Genomic DNA, 19,311 nt, shown 5'->3' with positions numbered 1-19,311 from the left:
CAGCGCGCCCTTAGCCCAGCCGCGCCAGCGCAACCCCCAACCGTTCGGCCTCCGCGGCCTTTTCCGCATGATCCTCACGCGCCTTTGCGACCGCCTCCGGCTTGGCACGTTCGACGAAGCTTGCGTTGGCAAGACGGGCCGCAAGCGTGTCCCGCTCCTTCTCCGCAGCTTCTTTGGCCTTGGTCAGTCGCGCCTTCTCCGCCGCCAGATCGATCACCCCCTCAAGCGGGAGGATGAACGTCGCTTCCTCCACCACAACCTGAGCGGCTCCAGCCTCGGACACAGGCTCGAAAGACAGGCTTTCTATGCGGGCAAGCCGGGCAAGCGCTGCCTGCTGCCGGCCAAGACGCGCCTTGCTGCCCTCGCTCGCGTCACGAACGAAAGCGCGCATCTTGGCGCCAGGCGGAATATTTAGTTCCGTCCGTGCTGCGCGGATCGCCGATATAAGACGGATCAGCCATTCAATCTCCTCGCTGGCGGCTTTGTCCAGCGACCGGGCATCAGCCTGCGGCCAATGAGAGACGATCAGGTCAGCCTGCCGATCGCCCATCGCGTGCCAGAGTTCTTCGGTGATAAACGGCATGAAGGGGTGCAGCATCACCAATATCTGATCGAAAGCCCAGCCCGCGACCGACCTGGTTTCGTCGTCAATCTGCACCTTGATCAGTTCCAGATACCAATCGCAAAACTGATCCCAGACGAAATGATAGATCGCATTCGCTGCCGCGTCGAAGCGGAGATCGGCAAAGGCCAGTTCAATCGCCTGCGCGGTCGCCACCGTCTCCGCTATGATCCACCGGTTCACCGCCAGTTCCGCGGACGGAGCGTCCAAGGTGGAGGAAGCCCCAATTCCATTGGACTGGAGGAAACGTCCGGCATTCCACAACTTCGTTGCAAAGTTGCGATATCCCTCGACGCGCTTCTCATCCATCTTCACGTCGCGGCCCTGGCTTTCCATGGCCGCCATGAAGAAGCGCAATGCGTCCGCGCCATATTGGTCGATCAGGCCAAGTGGATCGACCACATTACCCTTCGACTTGGACATTTTTTGTCCGTCGGCAGCGCGGACCAACCCATGCAGGTAAAGCTTGCGCCATGGGACATCACCCATGAACTCGATGCCTTGCATCGCCATGCGCGCATCCCAGAAGAACAAGATATCAAATCCCGATATCAGCAGGTCATTGGGATAGTGGCGGGCGACCATGGGGCTATCATCCGGCCATCCGAGCGTTCCGAACGGCCAGAGCGCAGAAGAAAACCATGTGTCGAGCACGTCATTGTCGCGCACCAGCGGCTTATTCCCGGCAAGCGCCTGCGCTCCGGCCTCATCCTCGGCCACATAGGCTTTGCCGTCCTCATCATACCAGGCCGGAATCTGATGGCCCCACCAAAGCTGACGCGACACGCACCAGGGCTGGATATTCTCCATCCAGTTGAAATATGTCTTTTCCCAAGTCTTTGGCACAACGTCGATCTTGCCGGACTTGACCGCCTCGATCGCTGGCTTTGCCAGGGTCTCGGCATCGACATACCATTGGTCAGTGAGCCAAGGTTCTATGACAACGCCAGACCGGTCGCCATAAGGCGTCTGGATAACGCGGTCTTCGACTTTCTCAAGCAAGCCTGCGGCTTCGATCGCCGCGACCACCTGCTTGCGCGCATCGAACCGATCAAGGCCGAGATACGCATCCGGGATAAGGCCATCGGCAACCTGAACGACCTTCGCATCGGCATCCAGCATGTTGAGCATGTCCGCCGCCTTGAAGCCCGCTCGCTTGCCGACTTCGAAGTCGTTGAAATCATGCCCCGGCGTGATCTTCACTGCGCCAGAACCCAATTCCGGGTCAGCATGTTCGTCCGCGACGATCGGGATCAGGCGGCCTGTGATCGGGAGACGCACCTTCTTGCCGATCAGCGCTGTATAACGCGCATCTTCCGGATTCACTGCAACAGCCATGTCGGCCAGCATCGTCTCCGGCCGCGTCGTAGCGACCGAGATAATTCCCGATCTATCCTCCAGCGGATAGCTGAAGTGCCAAAATTTGCCGTTGATCTCCCGCGTTTCCACTTCAAGATCGGAAATCGCCGTGCGCAGGCCCGGATCCCAGTTCACCAGCCGCTTGTCGCGATAGAGCAGGCCCCGCCTGTGCAGTTCCACGAACACCTTGATGACGGCCTTCGAGAAGCCTTCGTCCATCGTGAAGCGTTCGTTGGCCCAGTCCATCGAACAGCCCAGCCGCCGCAACTGGCGTGTAATGGCGCCGCCGCTTTCGGTCTTCCATTCCCACACCTTGGCAATGAATTCCTCGCGGGTGAAATCAGTGCGCTTTTGCTGCTGCGCATTAAGCTGCCGCTCGACCACCATTTGCGTCGCGATGCCGGCATGGTCAGTGCCGACCACCCATAAGGCATCCTTGCCCCGCAGACGCTCATAACGGACGATGATATCCTGCAACGTATTGTCCAGCGCATGGCCGATATGCAGCGATCCGGTGACGTTGGGGGGAGGATTGACGATCGTGAAAGGCTGCGCGTGCGGCCGTTCCGGGCGGAACAGGCCATTCTGCTCCCAATGGGCATACCACCGGTTTTCAATCTCTGCAGGGGCGAAGGTTTTGGGCAATTCTGTCATGATAGGGGGGCTTTAGCGGGTACGGAGACGGGATCAACCGGGAATGCCAAAGCGTGACATCGCCGGAAATGATTTCGACGCCCCGCAATATATGCGGCGGCGCCGAAAGCCCATAGCGGGCCGAATAGTCATGGGATTTCGCAGGAAGGGTGCGGGGCTGACGTCCCGCCCAATATTCCTTAACGAACGCCGCCGGTGATACGGCTGATTTCCTTGGCCACCATGCCCTCCACCAGTTCGGGGAGCTTGGCATCCAGCCATTCCTTCAGCATCGGCTTGAGCATGGCCTTGACCATATCTTCGAGCGTATTGCCTTCGCCGCTTTCCGGCACAACAATCATCGAGGAAAGCGCCGACAGCGAGTGACGCGCTGCAACTTCGCTCTCGACCGATATCATGGATTCTGCACCCGACAGGGCGGCATTGGATGAGGTCACAGTTTCCTCCCTATTAATCTCTTGGGTGAGTTCGAGGACTTCGGCCGCAGGGGCTGCGGTTTCCGGCTCGACGATTTCGGCGACCGGCTCCTCTGGAGCATCGGCTATTTCAAAAGCTTCCGGTTCAGCATCATCCGGCTGCACTTCGATCGAATCAGCCGCGGCGATTTCCTCTACTGGATCGACAGCCTCCTCGACGAGCGCCGGCTCTTCAGCCATTGGAGCTTCCAGCTCAATCACCGCGTCAGATTGCTCGAATGCGTCAACCACTGATTCGGGTTCGGCCTGTTCAGCAATTTCCTCGACAGGCGCTTCGGCTTCCGCCTCAATTTCGGTGGGCGCTTCCGCGTGAACCTCATCCGGTGGCGTCAGTTCCAGGATGTCATCATCCAGAACTTCCGCCTCCACGGCCTCAGCTTCGGTTGGAACAACCTCAAGCCGGCCGCGACGCGGACCACGAGGCGTGGACTCCTCGCCCTCCTCCGCGATGATGCGCTTGATGGAGGACAGGATCTCCTCCATCGAAGGTTCCTTGCTCATGTCACCCATAATGTTAACCAGTCCCCTTATGCGCTACTGCGCACCCGCAGCATCAACATTGGCATTTTGGGCGGGCGAGTCAACGGTTCGTGTGGATACGGGCTGTGGCCGGGGGTCTGCATCCCAATCGCTAAGCTTGTTTTTGACCCGGTTATAATTAACCATCGGGTCGTAAAGCGCCCCTCCTTCAAGGGCCAAATCCTCGGCTTCCGCATGGCCCATCGCGGCCAATAGGGTAAAGCCGGCGACATAAGCGTTACGCTCCGCCGAGACCAGTTCAACCTTCGAAATCAGCGCTTCCTGCTCTGCATTAAGAATATCCAAAATGGTGCGGCTTCCGACAGTATTCTCTGCACGCACACCCTCCAGTGAGAGTGCGGTCGCGTCCACCGCCTTCCGGCTCGATTCTATCGTCTGCAAGGAAGCCTGCCAACTCGCATAGGCCGCGCGCGCTTGGGCGATAACACCCCGCTCAACCGCAATTTCTCGTTCTATCGCTTGCGATTCAAGAGCTTGGCTTTGCCGAATCAACGCGCTGGGCCGCCCTCCCTGGTAAAGAGGGATTGAAAGGCTTGCACCAACGGCCGCCTGATGCACGGATTGATTCACTACCCCCGGAATGGCGTTAGGAAGCGATCCGAGATTGTCGGAATAGCTGCCCTGGGCGAAAGCGGACAGCGTCGGAAGCCGGCTCGCGCGCGAAACGCGGACATCGTACAGCGCAGCCTCCCTGTCCTTCTTTGCGGCAAGAATATCCGGGTTGTCGGTTAGCGCGACCGACACTGCGGCATCCGGCGACGCGGGCAGTCCCGGCAAGGCAGGTGGCGTTTCCAGATCCACAGGCGCTTCGCCGACGAGCGCGATGTAATTTTCACGGCTGGCGATCAGATTCGCCTCGGCCTGTTGCAGGTCGCTGCGGGCGAGCGCGAGTCGCGACTCGGACTGCGCGATGTCGGTACGGGTGAGATCACCCACCTCGAAGCGATCATTGGTCGCCTGCAGATTGACGTCCAGCGCCCGCACATTGGATTTGTTCAAGGACACGATGGCGCTGTCACGGATGACATCCATATAGGCAGCGACGACCTGGCTAAACATGGACGCTTCCGTGCCACGCAAGTTCGCCTGCCCCGCCTCCACGCGCCGCTTGGCCGCCTTCACGCCGTTTCTTACTGCGCCGCCGGAATAGACGGGGACACTCACCGTGCCGTCTGCAGAGACGCTCCGTCTCGCCTGAAAGCTGTTTGAACGCAGAATAGCTTCGTTATAATCGCCACCGATCACGATATTGGGCCGGCCCGCGGACTTCTGAATGGGAACATTCTCGTCAGTCGCCCGCTGCCCAGCCCGCGCGCCAGTCAATGTCGGGTTAGTCTGATAGGCCTTGAGCAGGGCTTCCCTCAAAGTGCCCGCATAAGCAGAAACGGGGGCCGCCAACGCGAATAGAGCCACCGAAGCGGAAAGAAGGCGTCGCACGGTCATTCCATTTACCTTTAGAACACGAACCCTTCCGGCTTTGCGAAACCGGGCAGGACCACCATCTCCATGTCGACCAGACTCGCCAGCCCGAATGCTGACCCGCTCTTGCGCCCCGCGCACAGCCGGGTGACGCCACGTTCGACCAGACCGGTAACCAGCCGTCCCCCTTCCGCAAGCTGTCCAACGAGCGCCGCGGGTAACTCCTCCACCGCGCCATCCACAACAATGATGTCATAGGGCGCGCCATCCGGCGAACCGGCCGAAAGTGGCGCAATAGTAATTGCGATACCGGCCGATGTTGCCTTTGCGGCGAGCGCTGGGTCTTCCTCAACCGCCGTCACCACGGCACCGATCTTCTGAAGAAGGGCCGCCGCATATCCCGTCGCCGCGCCGATCAACAGCACTTTGTCGCCCGCCTTCACGCCAGCCTCCGTCAACAACCTGCCCGTTGCAAGTGGCGGATTCAGCGCCCTGCCTCCGCCAAGCCGGACCGGCCGGTCGATATAGGCCATGGATTGGCGTTCCTCCGGCAGGAAGGCTTCCCGCGGCACAGCGGCCATTGCCGCGATAACACCCGCATCATTGACGTCGCTGGTGCGAAGTTGGCTGTCCACCATCGCGCTGCGCATGGACGAATATGTCTGTTCCGTAGCCATCATGTTCCCGCTTGGCACAACTGTATTGCCAATACAATACAGTAAATCATCTTCTGGTCGTCTAAATCACATGCGCGCGCGCGCCAAGCGGGATTGCGCTGCGGATGCGATAAACTTGCGGGCTGTGCCCCGGCCGCCGCTTGACTTTGGGGCCAAAGCCGCACATTGGCCACACCCCGACCACGGATGGCCCGATGGCGGAGTGGTTACGCAGAGGACTGCAAATCCTTGCACGCCGGTTCGATTCCGGCTCGGGCCTCCAACTTCATATCAATGTCAGGCGCCGTTATCGGATTTGCGCCGCGTGATGGCGGAAATTGCCGCGCTGCAATCATGTGGCGCTCCAAGAACTGGCATTTTCAAGCAATTTTGCGATGAACTGCGCCCTGTGCACCATTTTGATACAGTCGTTCCGTCTGCGATTCCCGAAATAGACATGACCGATATTTGATGTTCTCTTTGCTGGAAAGTTTCCGCGAGTGAAAACGGGGGTAGGTAAGCTGTACCCCTTCATCAAGAAAGGGAAGGTATGCTGTATCCGAGTTCAACAGCAAGTTCCGGCCCTGGAAACCAACCTACGTCCTTCTTTCGGTCAGGAAGAAATTTCCCCCTGATGATTTCTGTGGCGCTTGGCGTCTTCGTGATCCTTGCCGCCCTCATCTTCTTCGTGATTACACCGAAATATGACGCCACCACGCGGATACAGATCGATCCAAGCCGCAATCCCCTTGCCGTTGAGCAGAATGGCCGCGGTCCCGAACTTGGCGATCCGGCAATGGATACGGAAATCAGCATATTACGGTCTCAAGACGTCGCCAGGGAAACGGTCAGGCGGTTGCGCCTTCAGGCAGATCCGGAATTTCTGGAGCTGGTTTCGAGCCGCGATCAGTTGCGGCAGACATCGGACCCTGCCCTGATCAACGCGGTTGCCGAGCGCATCGTCCACCGCCTTACGGTGCAGCGCGAAAGCACCAGCTATATTTTGGAGGCCACGTTCCGCTCCCGCGATCCGGTGAAGTCCGCGAAGATCGTGAACATGATTGCTCAGGTTTATCTTGATGCCCGCGTCGGATCGTTGATGCGGACATCGGGACGTCAGTCCGCATGGTTCAAACAACGCCTCGTTGAGCTGGAAGCAGAGGTTCGGGCAGCCGACGCGCGCCTTTCCACCTACCGCTCCCGGTCGGGGCTCGGCATGGGCGCCGACGGATCGGTGAGCAACGAGCAGCTTGCTCCGCTGTCAACCGAGTTGGCGACAGCGGAAGCAGCGGCAGCGGCGGCGCGCTCTAACCTGACGGCGGCCCGCAATGAAGCCACGAGCGGCGGACTGGACGCTGTGTCGGCCGCCGGCGCATCTCAGGTTACGGCGGACCTCCGCCGCCAGCGCGCCGAAATCGTCGAACGGATGAACGAAATTGTCGGCCGCAGCGGTGAAAATCACCCCGAAACGGTAATGGTCCGCAAACAACTGGCGGCTATCGACGCGCAAATCAGGGATGAGGCGCAACGAGCGCTCAGCACATTGACGGCGCAGGCAAGTTCCGCTGATGCGCAGGCATCCAGCCTTCGCTCCGCCATGCGTAATCTGGAAGGAAAGCAGGCCAATTATACCCGCAACTCTCCTGTGGCAGAGAGCCTTTTACGGGAAGCGGAGAGCAAACGGGCGGCCTATGATCGGCTGGCGCAGCTTTCCCTGGAGAGCACGCAGCTTGCGCGGGACTCGATCGCTCATGCCGAAGTCGTAGATATTGCAGAACCACCTGCGGAGGCCGCATGGCCGCAAAAGGGCCTGCTCCTGCTGCTCGCAGGCATGGCGGGGGCCGGCGCGGGGTTTCTGAGCACAGAGATGCTGCGATCGATAAAGCCGAATTTTCGAAGTGTAGGCGACATAGAGGGAATGTCTGGCGTAGCGCTGCTGACCTCCGTTCCCAATCTGGAGGAAAGCGAATATGGCAGCGACCGGTCGCCCGCCGACAGCTTGATCCGTTACCCGGCATCCATGTTCGCGGAGTCGCTCCGCAATCTGCAGGTGTCCGTAGAGGCCGCCTGTCCCGCCGAGCCATGCCGCGTCATTGCCCTGACCTCTGCCGTGCCGGAAGAAGGAAAGACGACGACCGCCCTGTCCTTCGCCCGCGTCCTGGCGATCGGCGGAGCCAAGACGCTGCTGATTGACTGCGACGTGCGCCGCGCCTCGCTCCGCTACCTGGTTTCGGCTGATCGCAAGCCTGGCCTGACCGACGTGCTTACCGGAAAGGCAAACCCTGTTCACGCCATCACGACCGATGACATTGAGGGTCTGGACATGATCCTGATGCGCGCTCCGGATTTCAGCGGGACCAACTATTTCGGCAATGGCAAGATGGAAGCGCTGCTCGAGCAATTCCGTAAGACCTATCAGTTCATCGTGCTGGATCTGCCGCCGATGCTGGGCGTCGCTGATGCGCGCTTTCTGAGCCAACAGGCCGACGCCACGGTGCTTGTGGTCCGCTGGGCATCTACGCTCGCCCCCGCGGTCAGCGAAGCGTTGACATGGTTGCGGGCGGATGGAGCAAACCTGATTGGCGTCGTCTACACGCGGGTCGATCCAAAGGCGAAGGCGATCGGCGCCTACCATCATTCAAAGAAATATTCGAACTACTACCATACGGCCTAATGGGGGGACGGATGGAGGGAGGTACGCAGCCTTCCTCCATTTAGTCATGGCAGCGGACTGATCGATACCCACCACTCGATGTGCATTGGCTCCCAGGTCGGCATAGATAGCCAGGAGCCAGACTTTTCCTAGACACTCTGGGAGAATGCGCGACAAAGCGGTCAGCATTGCGAGTGTCTATCCACGCCATGTCGTCAAGGCGGAGAAGAAGGAACGGTCGAAAACGGAGGTCCAAGATATTATATCGAGCAGGACCAGTGCGCTATCGGCGGTCCATCACTGACAGCCGCCAATGTCCACGCCATTAGTGCGGGCTAGGCCCTATTAGGCCGCTGCTTTCATGGTTCGTCGGTATTTCTGCAGATCCTTGGCCGCGCGTGCGACCAGATAGGCCGTAATCACGAAAAATTCGATCGTGAAATTACTGGTGATGGGCAACCGGTCAATGATCGCAACCATCGGCAGGCAGACCATGAACACGACAAGGGTGGCGATATGCGCCGGGAAATCACGGCGGTCGCCCCCGAAACGATAAATCACATAGGGAACCCAGCGGCCTATCGCGTGGCTAACGCACAATACCGCGCCAGCCACGTCGATGGCCAGCATCAACACATAGCCAAGCGTCCGCTCCACCTGAAGAATCAGCATTGGGACGATCCGCAGGCGCGGCGTCAGAGAATTGAACCACATAAAAGTCAGACGGGTCGCGACAAGCAACGTCATCGCCATGAACCAATACCAGGCGAACAGGTTGACCCCGCTGAGATCGCCTATGCGGGTCGTAACTGCAGGCTGGCCGAATGTCTGTACGGCAGCACCGATCGCGGCCAGAACGATGCCGAAAATCCATGCCCATGCCGGTTTGAAATTGTGGCCAAGCTCAGCAAACTCCGCGCTGACAACGGGCTTTTTTTCTCGCGCCAGGCCAACGCGGTCATTTTCATAATAGCCGATCTCATACACAGCGAAGAACGCGAGCAAATAAAAGCCGATGGCGATGGAAGTCGCGATCATGGAGGAGCTAAGCAGCGCGTAGGCCAGCCACAACACCGCATAATCATATCCCAATATACCGTGCAGCACGTAGCGCTCCGTGGGACGTTTTATGCGCGCCGTGTAGCTGAGCGGAAGCATGGGCGAGAGGCCCGCCTGCCTGTATACGGCATCGCGCCATTGTATGTAGATTCCATGGTCACTAAGCATACAAAGGTCGCGGTCGACGAAATTGTCGGTCACAACGATGCTGTTCTTCACCATATCTGCACCAAGCAGGCTGGTCAGCGCCCTACCCTTGCCCATACGCCGCAGAGCCGCACCCCGGCGTAGCGAAGCGGATGCGACCAATTCCATGTCCCGGTCTATGGCCTTGAGCAGCGGCCGGATGATGAAGCCGAAGCCATAGCTGGCGACGAATATCTTGCCGGGACGGGCATCGCGTATCGCCTTCAACAGGACCGTGTTTACATATTGCGGCCCCATCCGTGCCGCCACCCGCCGCCAAGTGAAGTAGCTCCATGGCGCGAGGACCAGAACGGCAGCTATCCGTATCCAGTCACGATAATATTCCGGGTGTTGGCGGGAGATCAGACGCCATGGCTTCAACTGCCCCAATATCTGCAGCACGATAGCTGCGATAATGTTGGGCCGGACGGCGTGGAGAAATTCCTCGGTCGAATTGCGTAACCAGAGGGTCTCATCAAAATCCAGAATGGCGCAAGAGGGTGGTGAAGAAAGCTCCGCCAGCCTGTCCCGCAACATAGCTTCATCGGTCCAGCGCGGATTATGGTCAGGGGCACGGCCCCCCGATGGTTTTCGATCCGGCACTGTTGAACGGTCCCCTCACACCAGATGTCAGGCAAGAGAGCGCAACTACGCGCCACCTGCAGACAGGATGCGCGAGAAAGAAATCAGTTCCCGGCCGCAATCAATGTTTTTCGCGCCCGCGAAGGCAGAAAGCACTGAAATATCCCATTGATTCATAATCTGAATCAATGCCGCAACGAATAATTACGCAGGAGAAATAGAAGGGAAAGCGATCCCTATTTTTTCAGCCGGTATCCTGTGCGGAACATCCAGCCAATTATTCCCAGGCAGATCGTCAGCATGCCAGCAATGAACAGTAAGCTGAATTCGATCCCGACATCGCCTCTGCCGAAGAAGGTCCAGCGGAACCCGCTGATCAAATAGACGATCGGGTTGAATAATGTGATCGTCCGCCAAGGCTCGGCCAGCATGTGGATGGAATAGAAGGCGCCGCCCAGAAAAGTCATTGGCATAATAACAAGCAGGGGGATGACCTGAAGCTGTTCGAAGCTCTGCGCCCAGATGCCGAGGATGAAACCGAAAAGGCAGAAGCTGATCGCGATCAGCACCATGAAGGCGACCATCGCCAGCGGATGGGCCACCTGGACATCCACAAACAGATGCGCAGTTGCGAAGATAATGAATCCAACGATCAGAGACTTGGTCGCCGCCGCGCCGACATAGGCGATAACCGTTTCCACGGCCGAGACGGGAGCGGAAAGCAGTTCGTATATCGTGCCTGTGAATTTGGGCATGTAGATGCCGAAACTGGCATTAAAGATGCTTTCCGTAAACATGGCCAGCATAATCATGCCGGGCACGATGAAGGCGGCATAAGGGATGCCGTCGATCTGTGTCATGCGCGATCCAATCGCGCCGCCGAACACCACGAAATAGAGTGAAGTGGTAATGACAGGGACCATCAGGCCGGTCAGTAAGGTCCGGCGAAAGCGGTTGAGTTCAAAGAAGTAGATCGATTTGATCGCGTGGAGGTTAAGGCCGCTCATGCCGCTTTCTCCCGATGCACGAGGCTTACGAAGATGTCCTCCAGGCTACTCTGCTGCGTATTGAGATCCTTGTAGGCAATGCCCAGGTCTCCGAGCGTGCGCAGCAGGGAGGAGACGCCGGTTCTTTCCGCCTGCGTGTCGAAAATATATTCAATCTCCTGCCCGTCCGCTTTCAGCGTGACGTCCCATCCGGCCAGTTCAGCGGGAACCGTATCGAGGGGGTCGGCAAGAACGATAGTCAGGGTCTTTTTGCCCAGCTTCTTCATCAGGGCCGTTTTTTCCTCGACCAGAATCAATTCCCCTTTGTTGATAACGCCGACCCGATCAGCCATCTCCTCCGCCTCCTCGATATAGTGGGTGGTGAGGATGATGGTGACGCCTGTCTCCCGAAGTTCGCGGACCAGTTGCCACATGTCACGCCGCAGCTCGACATCGACGCCAGCAGTCGGCTCGTCGAGGAAGAGGACGCGCGGCTCGTGGGACAGGGCTTTGGCGATCATTACACGGCGTTTCATACCGCCGGAAAGCTCCAATATCTTCGAATGCCGCTTGTCCCAAAGAGACAGGTCACGCAGCACTTTCTCGATGAAGGCATCGTTGCGTGGCTTGCCGAACAGGCCACGGCTGAAAGTGACGGTATCGATCACCCGCTCAAATGCGTCGGTGAATAATTCCTGAGGCACCAGGCCAATCGCGGAGCGCGATCCCCGATAGTCATGCACGATGTCATGGCCTGCAACCGTCACCGTGCCGCCGCTGAGATTTACATTGCCGCAGATGATGGAGATCATCGTTGTCTTGCCCGCGCCATTGGGGCCGAGCAGGGCGAATATCTCCCCCTCCTCTATCTCCAGATCGACATGCTTGAGGGCGACGTGCCCAGATGCGTAGCTTTTTGTAAGACCTGACACTGTTATGATGGATGCCACGCGGCGTACCCCCTGTCGCTGAAACGCAAAGGTAGGATTGCGCCACGGCATTGCAACAGGGCAAGGAACGTCGATCGCCCTGCCCTGTTGCCGGATGCGACATCAATCAACCGTGCGTGTCGGCCGCACGATCAACTCATTCACATCGACATCGGCGGGCTGGCCAATGGCAAAGGCGATAGAGCGGGCGATAGCGTCCGGCTTGATGGCGATAGCGCGATAATCAACCATCGCGGCTGCAGCGCCACCATCAGTGATCGTATCCGCCATCTCTGATTCCACAACGCCAGGCGAGATGGCCGCCTATGGACGACAGGTTCACGAACTGACCGGCGCCTTGCGCCTTCATGCGCGGCAGGGCGGCAGCAATGCCGTAAAGGACGCCCTTGATATGACGTCGATCATCCGGTCCCGTTGGAACAGATCGGACGGGTCATCGGCTGGCTGAAAGAGCATTTCAATACGCCGTTCAGCGCCACTCACCTCGCAGGACAGGCCGGAATGAGCCTGAGCAGCTTTCACCAGCATTTCAAGGCGATGAGTGCAAAGAGCCCGTTGCAATATCAGATGCAGCTCCGGCTGCAGGAGGCCCGCTGGCTGATGCTCTCTGGTCATATCGACGCAGCGGACGCCGGATTCCGAGTGGGCTATGACAGCCCTTCCCAGTTCAGCCGGGAATATAGCCGCACATTCGGTGCACCGCCGATGCGCGACATGAGTAGGCTGCGCGCGAACCCCGGATATGCCCATGGCGATCTGAGGCTTGTCACCCGTCAGGCGGCGGTCATGCGCACGCAATTCTTGCCGCCGCGCTTTGCCCGGAACATCGCTGCGTCGGCCCCGGCGATCAACTGATCCGGCGTTGTATCGTTGGTCGGCATAAGCGTAAGAACGCCCAAGCTACCAGTGACAGGCCATTCTTTAAGCTTACCCAGATCAACCAGGGCCGCCCGGATGCGCTCGACTGCCGCCCGTGCATGATCCGTTCCAAGACTGGGCATAAGAATGGCAAATTCATCGCCGCCAAGGCGCGCCACCACATCACCCGGACGGATCGTAGTTTCCAACAGTCGCGCGACTTCAATTAGACAGGCATCGCCCACCGGATGCCCCTGAACATCGTTGATTCGCTTGAACCCGTCCAAGTCGAGATAAGCCGTGCCGAGCGATCTCCCTGCCTTGGACGCGCGCGCAATCTCGCGACTTACTCGCTCAACAAAGCCCCGGCGATTAAGAAGACCGGTGAGTGGATCGCGCATCGCATCGGCATGCGCCTTGCGAATTTCCGATAGATCCTCAATCACGGAAACGCAGAAGTCAGGTTCGCCCGCTGCATCACGCACCAGCGCGACGGTCAGGTTGACCCATACCACGCTGCCATCCGGACGAAGATAACGCTTCTCCATCACATAGCGGTCGATATCGCCCTTGAGGAGCCGGCGGAAATGGATGAGGTCGGCGTCGATGTCGTCGGGGTGCGTTATTTTCTGAAAGCCGTCCTTCAGCAATTCCTCCCGGCTATATCCGGTGATTCGTGCGAACTGGTCATTGACGGTAAGGAAGCCGCCATCCGGCCTGACATGCGCAATACCCACGGGCGCCTGAGAGAAAGTGACGTCAAACCGGCGCTGCGCGTCGGCGAGCGCCTCACGCGCGACGCGGGCATCCTCCTGCGCAACCGCGGCGGCCTGAGCTAAACGGCGTATAAGATTATCAGTCGCCTTGCCTTTACCGGTAGGGGCAAGCGGCCCGGAATCCGGCAATGTCCGGGAAAGGATATTCTTGGGCCTCGTCCGGCGTTTGATAGGGTAGACGGGATGAGACATCTTCGTTCGAAGCGTTGGCTTGTCCGGGTTGAATAACGTGACAGCCATGTTGCACGGCGCAGGTAAATGGCGCGTTACCCTTCGCAAAAAATGCGGTGATTCCCTGCCGCGCAGAAACCCGCTAACGAGAAACGATGACCCCCATATTGAACGTCGCACGGTCCATCCTTGGGCAGCCCTGGCACTGGCGGGGCGGCGGGGCCGACGGGCGCGATCCCGGTTTCCAGCCCGACGACTTGATCACCCAATTGCTGCTGGCCCGTGGCTGCCCCAGGGACGCGATCGACCAGTACCGAAGCCCTACCATTCGGTCGTTCATGCCCGATCCCGCCATTTTCCAGGACATGGATCGCGCTGCCGAGCGGATCGCAGATGCAGTGAAGGCGGGCGAGACCGTCACCATCTTTGGAGACTATGATGTCGATGGCGCAACAAGCGCGGCACTGCTGATCAGACTCCTTCGCGAACTGGGGCTTTCAGCACGCAGCTACATCCCCGATCGCCTGATGGAGGGTTATGGCCCGTCGGGCGAGGCGCTGGTCAGGCTCGCTTCTGAAGGATCGACGCTGGTCGTGACGGTGGATTGCGGCGCGCAGGCTTTCGAGGCGCTGGAAATGGCGCATACCGCCGGGCTGGATGTGGTGGTCGTCGATCATCACAAATGCGCGGCAACCCTTCCCTCCGCCTATGCGCTGGTCAATCCAAATCGCCTCGACGAAAGCAACGAAGGCGCAGCACATGGTCATCTGGCGGCTGTAGGCGTGGCTTTTCTATTGGGCGCGGCGCTCATCCGGACATTGAGGCAACGGGGATGGTTCAACAGTCGCCCGGAGCCGCGGCTGATCGACTTGCTCGATCTCGTGGCGCTGGGCACGGTGGCGGACGTGGCGCAGCTTCGCGGCCTCAACCGCGCTTTCGTGGCGCAGGGACTGAAGGTGATGGCGCAGCGGCGCAATATTGGCTTGTCCGCGCTGATAGAGGCAAGCCGTCTCAATCGCGCGCCCCTATGCCACGATCTTGGTTTCGCTCTGGGACCAAGAATAAATGCTGGCGGGCGCGTAGGGAAGTCCGACCTCGGCGTCCGCCTGCTGACCACGGAAGATCCCGGCGAAGCGCGTGAGATCGCCGAGGAGCTTGACCGGCTGAATGAGGAGCGGCGCGCGATCGAGGGGCAGGTGCAGGCGGACGCAGAGGCCCTGTCCGCCGCCCAGCATAACCGAGCCGTGGCGGTAATCGCCGGTAAAGGCTGGCATCCCGGCGTCATTGGCATCGTCGCCGGGCGCATGAAAGAAAAACTCGGCCGCCCAGCCATCGTCATCGCTCTCGATTCTGATGGCATAGGCAAAGGGTCTGGCCGCTCGGTTACAGGCGTCGATCTTGGCGCAGCGGTGCTCGCCGCCAAGGAGAGCGGACTTCTGACGGTGGGTGGCGGCCATAGCATGGCTGCAGGACTGACGGTCGCCGCAGACAAGGTGGACGCTCTTGCCGATTTTCTCGACGAACGGTTGGCGTCTGACGTTGCGAGAGCCACCGAAGGCCGCGCGCTGCTGATCGACGCAGTGCTGAACCCAGGCGGGATCAACCCCGATTTCGTCCACGCCATCGACGAAGGCGGTCCCTATGGCACTGGCTGGCCCGCGCCGCGCATCGCAGCCGGCCCAATGCGGATCATCAAAGCGGACATTGTGGGTAATGGCCATGTCCGGGTCATCCTGTCGGGCGATGATGGCCGATCAATCAAGGCCATTGCTTTCCGCCAGTCAGAAACGCCGCTGGGTCAAGCATTGCTGGGCGCAGGGCCTGACCGGCGGCTGTGGGTCGCGGGACGCGCCAAAATCGATGATTGGGGCGCCCGGCCAGCGGCGGAACTACATCTGGAGGACGCGGCCTGGATCAATTAAATAGGGGCGGTTACCAATGACGATGGCCTAACATCATTTCATGGCGTGTCGGGGGTTGACCGCCTTGGCCCAAGCCCCTAATGCCGCCCTCGCCTCCGGCAATGCAGTCCAAACTGCTACCGTGGCCCCTTCGTCTAGCGGTCTAGGACGCGGCCCTTTCACGGCTGAAACACGGGTTCGATTCCCGTAGGGGTCACCAACGCAATCAATGACTTAGAAGTCAATTTCAGCTTCGTCATCAATAAATCATCAATAAACGGAATGGCACGCAGCCGTACTCGTCGGGACATATTTGCCGATTTTAAGGGATAGGTTTATGGCTTCAGCCGATGGCCAATCGGCAAGGTGAGAATCGTCCGAGAGCTTACGAATCGATAATGGTGCTCAAAGCGCGCAGCGCACCGGCTAGCGATTGCTCGACTTGGTAGACTTCGAGTTTGAGGCAAAACGCGATGTGATCATAAGACAAGCCATGCCAGGCATGCAGAAGGAATATGACGCGTTGTGGCTGCGGCAGCGCCGCAAGTGCCTCATTGATGGATAGCGGCACTGATTTCGTCCAGCATCGAGCACGTGGCTTCTCTGGCTATCATGATCAGCGGGGCTTCAGCGGCCAGCAAACAGCGATCCAGATGAAGCTCGCTGTAAATTGGGCTGAAGGCATCGATCAACGCCTCCAGGGCTGGCGTGACGCCGCCAAACTCTTCTTCGACAGCAATATCGTACGCCATGCGCAAATCGTGGCGAATGTGATGGGAATTCCATTCATCGGCGTAGCCGCGATGGAGAAGGTAAGATTTCAAGCCAAGCTCAAGCGATATCGCGAGCGAGGCCAGATCAGCCTTAAGGAAGCCATAGGCATTCGAAAGAAAGGCTTCGGCCAATTCGGTGTCGCGCATTCTGTTGACCCCCATTCTGCTGGAACCATCCTGGAGCAACAGAACCGTAGATTGAGGGATCTACCGCTTCCGCGTCACCGGTTCACTTAGAAAGAGAGATTTTTAGGCGACTGCCAAGCCGCTAAAACTTCAATTGAAGGCACTTCAACTGCCTAGGAGACCCCCGATCAGGAAATTCAGTCGAGTTTTCCGATGCCTGTGCGCTGCGAGGCGTTTACGTAAGCCCGCAGATCATCGACCATTAGCAGTGTTGCTCTCCCGACCTTTGAGGATGGAATGGAGCCATCGTTGATCAAGCTATAGAGCTTGGTCCGGCTTATTCCGGTGATTTTGACAGCGTCCGCGATCCTGACGCTTATTAAGGATGCATCCGCAAATCGCGGACGCTTGTTCTGCTTTTTTCGAGCTTTCAAGTGCTTGCCCATGGCTCAGTTTCCCGCCTGGCGATAGCGAATGAAGGCCTTATCGCTGTCCAAAAACGAGCGGAGCATAGCTGGAACGAGGTCCACCATATGTTCCTGACGGCCATATGTGACTGCATAGAGAGCGGCATAATCATGAAGTGCCTGGTTCAAATCTGGCGTGATCGAGAGGGTGAGTTTAACCGGCGTCCGGTCCGGAATACGGGCTAATTTGATGTCAGGCATGGGGCTTACTCCTTCCATGGGGCTAGCAAGAGATCGCGGTGCACAATTAGCCGAACTGGCGCCCCTGGCCGGATCGTGATCGTGGGTTGAACGCCAAGATTGCGCGATATGATCTGATCGCCGGCACGCGACACATTCTGCTGCGTCGATTCCCGGATCGCTTGAACAAGATCGCCCTCGCCTGAAAAGGTCAGATTTGCTCCCACGCTCAGCATAGTGGAGATGGCAACGCCCTTAAGCAGCGACCAGGTGTGAAAATCGACCTTGTCAGCGAGCCCAGTATAGCCAGAAGTGTCCGTAGCCGGGACGTTGTCAAGCTGCAGCGAACGCCCATCGGGGAAGATGATCCGCTGCCAGACGATCAGCGCCCGGCTCTGCCCGAACGCAATGACGCTGTCATAGGTGCCGATGAGGCGAGCGCCCTGCGGCACCAAGAGGATGGTTCCCGTGGCGCTGTCATACACACGCTCGGTCACCTGCGCGGTGACCAGACCCGGCAGATCGGAGCGCAGTCCGGTGATAAGGCTCGCCGAAATCACGCTCCCTGCGAACAGCATGTTTGGCGACGATGCGGACTTCATCTGGTGCGGGTTTATATCCCCACCCTTGACGGTTGCCGCCATGAAGTCGGCCTTGCGCTGCTGGGCGTTTGGATCGCGGTCCGCATCCAGCGCGATTTGTGTGCCGTCATCGGCAGCAGGCAACGCCTGCGTCGCCTCATTATAAAAGGGTATCGAGGTCCTCGCCCCGGTTTGCGCCATCAAACCCGATTCACGGGCAGCCTTGAGTTCCGCCTCCCGACGGTCCTGTTCGTTCAGTGCCGCTTGGGCTTCTCGGCTTACCTGTTCGTTTGGCGCCAAGCCGCCCTCTCGCCCTTCCCGCGCCATGGCTCGTTGGTGCTCCAGGATCGGCCGGCCAAGATCGCCCGGCAACGGGGGGCCAAGCTTGGGCGCATCGCCATAAGTTGCGGGTAAACCGCTTATGGCATCAGCAGGCGCCTTGGCGGCAGTGGACGGATTCTCGTCCCGGGTGCTGCGATGATCAGAGGCGCGCCAAAAAGCCATCGCGCCCACGCCAGCCAGACCGACGGATCCGGCGGCGGCCAAGCCGATGATAGCCTTCTTATTGAAGCGAATAGCCCGAGCAGGCTGCGCCCGGAGCGCAAGAGTTTCAGGATCAGCCTTCTTTGGCGGTGCTCCCGCTTCCTCAGCCGGCAGGATTTCGGTGTCGGCGGTCATAGGCCCTTCCCCTCCCACACCCTTCTGATCCGCACGACCTGCTGGCGCTTCGTACCAAGCCGCAGTTCAGCGACATCGAAAATCCGGTCGACAATATAGAAGCGGCCCTTGACCCGGTAGTTGACAAGCTGAGCCTCGCCCTTGGTATCGAGCAGGAAGATGGGCGGCGCTTCGCCGACAGCGAGGGTTGCCGGGAACTCGACAAAGGTCTGACGGCCATCGTCGAAGGCGCGAAGCGGCCGCCATGCTGGCCGGTCGCCCGTCAGAACATAATTGAAGTGCAGGTCGTCGACTGCGATACCGGTTGCTACCGGTTGCCCAGCGGCAGTCTCAGCGGCCGCCCGCTTCAAGGCTAGCAAAGCGTCTTGCGGATAGGTCCAGGACAAAGCCGCCATGGCCGTTTTCCCGGTGCTGCTGAGAGTCAAATGATAGGTTCGACGATCGGTCGCGACGACGAGGTTCGTCGACAGCCCGCTTGAGAAGGGCTTCGCCAATATATGCGTGCGCCTCTCCGCTCCCGATCCGCTGGTCGTGTCGCCGATGACCCAGCGCGCGGTATCACCGCTGGCGACCGACACCAGGGTCTCGCCCGGCTGCAGGGCGATGTCCGTCACCCGTTCGGGCGCGGTGATGACATGATAGAGGGTGGACTTGTACC

20 protein-coding genes and 2 tRNA genes are annotated in these 19,311 nt (G+C 59.2%); 7 read left to right on the top strand and 15 right to left on the bottom strand.

What is annotated here, in order from left to right; genetic code table 11:
- Window positions 1-10 precede the first annotated feature (10 nt).
- From BHQ40_RS16840 to BHQ40_RS16825, 4 genes are all read right to left on the bottom strand, one after another.
- Window positions 11-2,635 carry a valine--tRNA ligase gene (locus BHQ40_RS16840; RefSeq protein ID WP_070156979.1) on the bottom strand — a complete coding sequence of 875 codons (2,625 nt, stop codon included), beginning with the start codon at window positions 2,633-2,635 and terminating at the stop codon, window positions 11-13.
- Between the two features lie 179 nt (window positions 2,636-2,814).
- Window positions 2,815-3,594, bottom strand: coding sequence for a DUF2497 domain-containing protein (locus tag BHQ40_RS26985; RefSeq protein WP_354321426.1), 780 nt, complete (start codon window positions 3,592-3,594; stop codon window positions 2,815-2,817).
- Window positions 3,595-3,645: 51 nt separating this feature from the next.
- Complete coding sequence (locus BHQ40_RS16830; RefSeq protein WP_070156978.1) at window positions 3,646-5,094, bottom strand: TolC family outer membrane protein; 1,449 nt, start codon at window positions 5,092-5,094, stop codon at window positions 3,646-3,648.
- Window positions 5,095-5,105: 11 nt separating this feature from the next.
- Window positions 5,106-5,750, bottom strand: coding sequence for a protein-L-isoaspartate O-methyltransferase family protein (locus tag BHQ40_RS16825; protein ID WP_070156977.1), 645 nt, complete (start codon window positions 5,748-5,750; stop codon window positions 5,106-5,108).
- 185 nt (window positions 5,751-5,935) lie between these two features.
- Between BHQ40_RS16825 and BHQ40_RS16820 the strand changes: the two genes are divergently transcribed.
- The 4 genes from BHQ40_RS16820 (at window position 5,936) to BHQ40_RS26980 (ending at window position 8,683) form a co-directional block, all read left to right on the top strand.
- Window positions 5,936-6,009, top strand: a tRNA-Cys gene (locus tag BHQ40_RS16820).
- Between the two features lie 42 nt (window positions 6,010-6,051).
- Window positions 6,052-6,198, top strand: a complete 147-nt coding sequence (locus BHQ40_RS26260) for a hypothetical protein (protein ID WP_171905885.1) — start codon at window positions 6,052-6,054, stop codon at window positions 6,196-6,198.
- Window positions 6,199-6,360: 162 nt separating this feature from the next.
- Window positions 6,361-8,400: a GumC family protein gene (locus BHQ40_RS16815; RefSeq protein WP_070156976.1), complete on the top strand. Its 2,040-nt coding sequence runs from the start codon at window positions 6,361-6,363 to the stop codon at window positions 8,398-8,400.
- A gap of 145 nt (window positions 8,401-8,545) precedes the next feature.
- Window positions 8,546-8,683 carry a DUF2200 family protein gene (locus BHQ40_RS26980; RefSeq protein WP_139139341.1) on the top strand — a complete coding sequence of 46 codons (138 nt, stop codon included), beginning with the start codon at window positions 8,546-8,548 and terminating at the stop codon, window positions 8,681-8,683.
- A 41-nt stretch (window positions 8,684-8,724) separates the two neighbouring features.
- Here BHQ40_RS26980 and BHQ40_RS16810 read toward each other — a convergent pair whose 3' ends face one another.
- The 4 genes from BHQ40_RS16810 to BHQ40_RS26730 form a co-directional block, all read right to left on the bottom strand.
- Window positions 8,725-10,161, bottom strand: a complete 1,437-nt coding sequence (locus BHQ40_RS16810) for a hypothetical protein (RefSeq protein ID WP_171905884.1) — start codon at window positions 10,159-10,161, stop codon at window positions 8,725-8,727.
- Window positions 10,162-10,442: 281 nt separating this feature from the next.
- Entirely contained in the window at window positions 10,443-11,213 is a 771-nt protein-coding gene (locus BHQ40_RS16805; protein ID WP_070156974.1) for an ABC transporter permease, read from the bottom strand.
- Entirely contained in the window at window positions 11,210-12,142 is a 933-nt protein-coding gene (locus BHQ40_RS16800) for an ABC transporter ATP-binding protein (RefSeq protein WP_070156992.1), read from the bottom strand. The genes BHQ40_RS16805 and BHQ40_RS16800 overlap by 4 nt, the downstream gene beginning before the upstream one ends.
- A gap of 102 nt (window positions 12,143-12,244) precedes the next feature.
- A complete protein-coding gene (locus BHQ40_RS26730; RefSeq protein ID WP_253183396.1) occupies window positions 12,245-12,412 on the bottom strand; it encodes an SDR family oxidoreductase in 168 nt (55 codons plus the stop codon).
- Between the two features lie 144 nt (window positions 12,413-12,556).
- On the opposite strand from BHQ40_RS26730, the gene BHQ40_RS26870 reads away from it, so the two are divergent.
- Window positions 12,557-12,997: a helix-turn-helix domain-containing protein gene (locus tag BHQ40_RS26870; RefSeq protein WP_290438437.1), complete on the top strand. Its 441-nt coding sequence runs from the start codon at window positions 12,557-12,559 to the stop codon at window positions 12,995-12,997.
- Here BHQ40_RS26870 and BHQ40_RS16795 read toward each other — a convergent pair.
- A complete protein-coding gene (locus tag BHQ40_RS16795; RefSeq protein WP_083277001.1) occupies window positions 12,916-13,968 on the bottom strand; it encodes a sensor domain-containing diguanylate cyclase in 1,053 nt (350 codons plus the stop codon). The two genes, BHQ40_RS26870 and BHQ40_RS16795, sit on opposite strands and share 82 nt — an antisense overlap.
- Before the next feature lie 134 nt (window positions 13,969-14,102).
- Between BHQ40_RS16795 and recJ the strand changes: the two genes are divergently transcribed.
- Complete coding sequence (recJ, locus tag BHQ40_RS16790; RefSeq protein WP_070156973.1) at window positions 14,103-15,869, top strand: single-stranded-DNA-specific exonuclease RecJ; 1,767 nt, start codon at window positions 14,103-14,105, stop codon at window positions 15,867-15,869.
- Between the two features lie 123 nt (window positions 15,870-15,992).
- Window positions 15,993-16,068 (top strand) — tRNA-Glu (locus BHQ40_RS16785).
- 165 nt (window positions 16,069-16,233) lie between these two features.
- Here BHQ40_RS16785 and BHQ40_RS26975 read toward each other — a convergent pair.
- The 6 genes from BHQ40_RS26975 to trbG form a co-directional block, all read right to left on the bottom strand.
- The gene (locus tag BHQ40_RS26975) at window positions 16,234-16,419 is read right to left on the bottom strand and encodes an RNA polymerase sigma factor (protein WP_070156972.1); all 186 of its coding nucleotides are present in this window, start codon (window positions 16,417-16,419) and stop codon (window positions 16,234-16,236) included.
- Window positions 16,400-16,768, bottom strand: a complete 369-nt coding sequence (locus tag BHQ40_RS16775) for a hypothetical protein (protein WP_070156971.1) — start codon at window positions 16,766-16,768, stop codon at window positions 16,400-16,402. Before BHQ40_RS16775 ends, BHQ40_RS26975 begins: the two co-directional genes overlap by 20 nt.
- 176 nt (window positions 16,769-16,944) lie before the next feature.
- Window positions 16,945-17,193: a helix-turn-helix domain-containing protein gene (locus BHQ40_RS16770; RefSeq protein ID WP_070156970.1), complete on the bottom strand. Its 249-nt coding sequence runs from the start codon at window positions 17,191-17,193 to the stop codon at window positions 16,945-16,947.
- A 3-nt stretch (window positions 17,194-17,196) separates the two neighbouring features.
- Entirely contained in the window at window positions 17,197-17,415 is a 219-nt protein-coding gene (locus BHQ40_RS16765; protein ID WP_070156969.1) for a DUF2274 domain-containing protein, read from the bottom strand.
- 5 nt (window positions 17,416-17,420) lie between these two features.
- Complete coding sequence (locus BHQ40_RS16760) at window positions 17,421-18,653, bottom strand: TraB/TrbI/VirB10 family type IV secretion system protein (protein WP_070156968.1); 1,233 nt, start codon at window positions 18,651-18,653, stop codon at window positions 17,421-17,423.
- A partial coding sequence (gene trbG / locus BHQ40_RS16755; RefSeq protein ID WP_070156967.1) for a P-type conjugative transfer protein TrbG occupies window positions 18,650-19,311 on the bottom strand: 662 nt, incomplete at its 5' end. The genes trbG and BHQ40_RS16760, both read right to left, overlap by 4 nt.

This window comes from Sphingobium phenoxybenzoativorans (assembly GCF_001757355.1).
In the GTDB taxonomy this organism is placed as follows: domain Bacteria; phylum Pseudomonadota; class Alphaproteobacteria; order Sphingomonadales; family Sphingomonadaceae; genus Sphingobium; species Sphingobium phenoxybenzoativorans.
The sequence above is the reverse complement of the archived record's forward strand: the minus strand, read 5'-3'. Positions and strand labels throughout refer to the sequence as shown.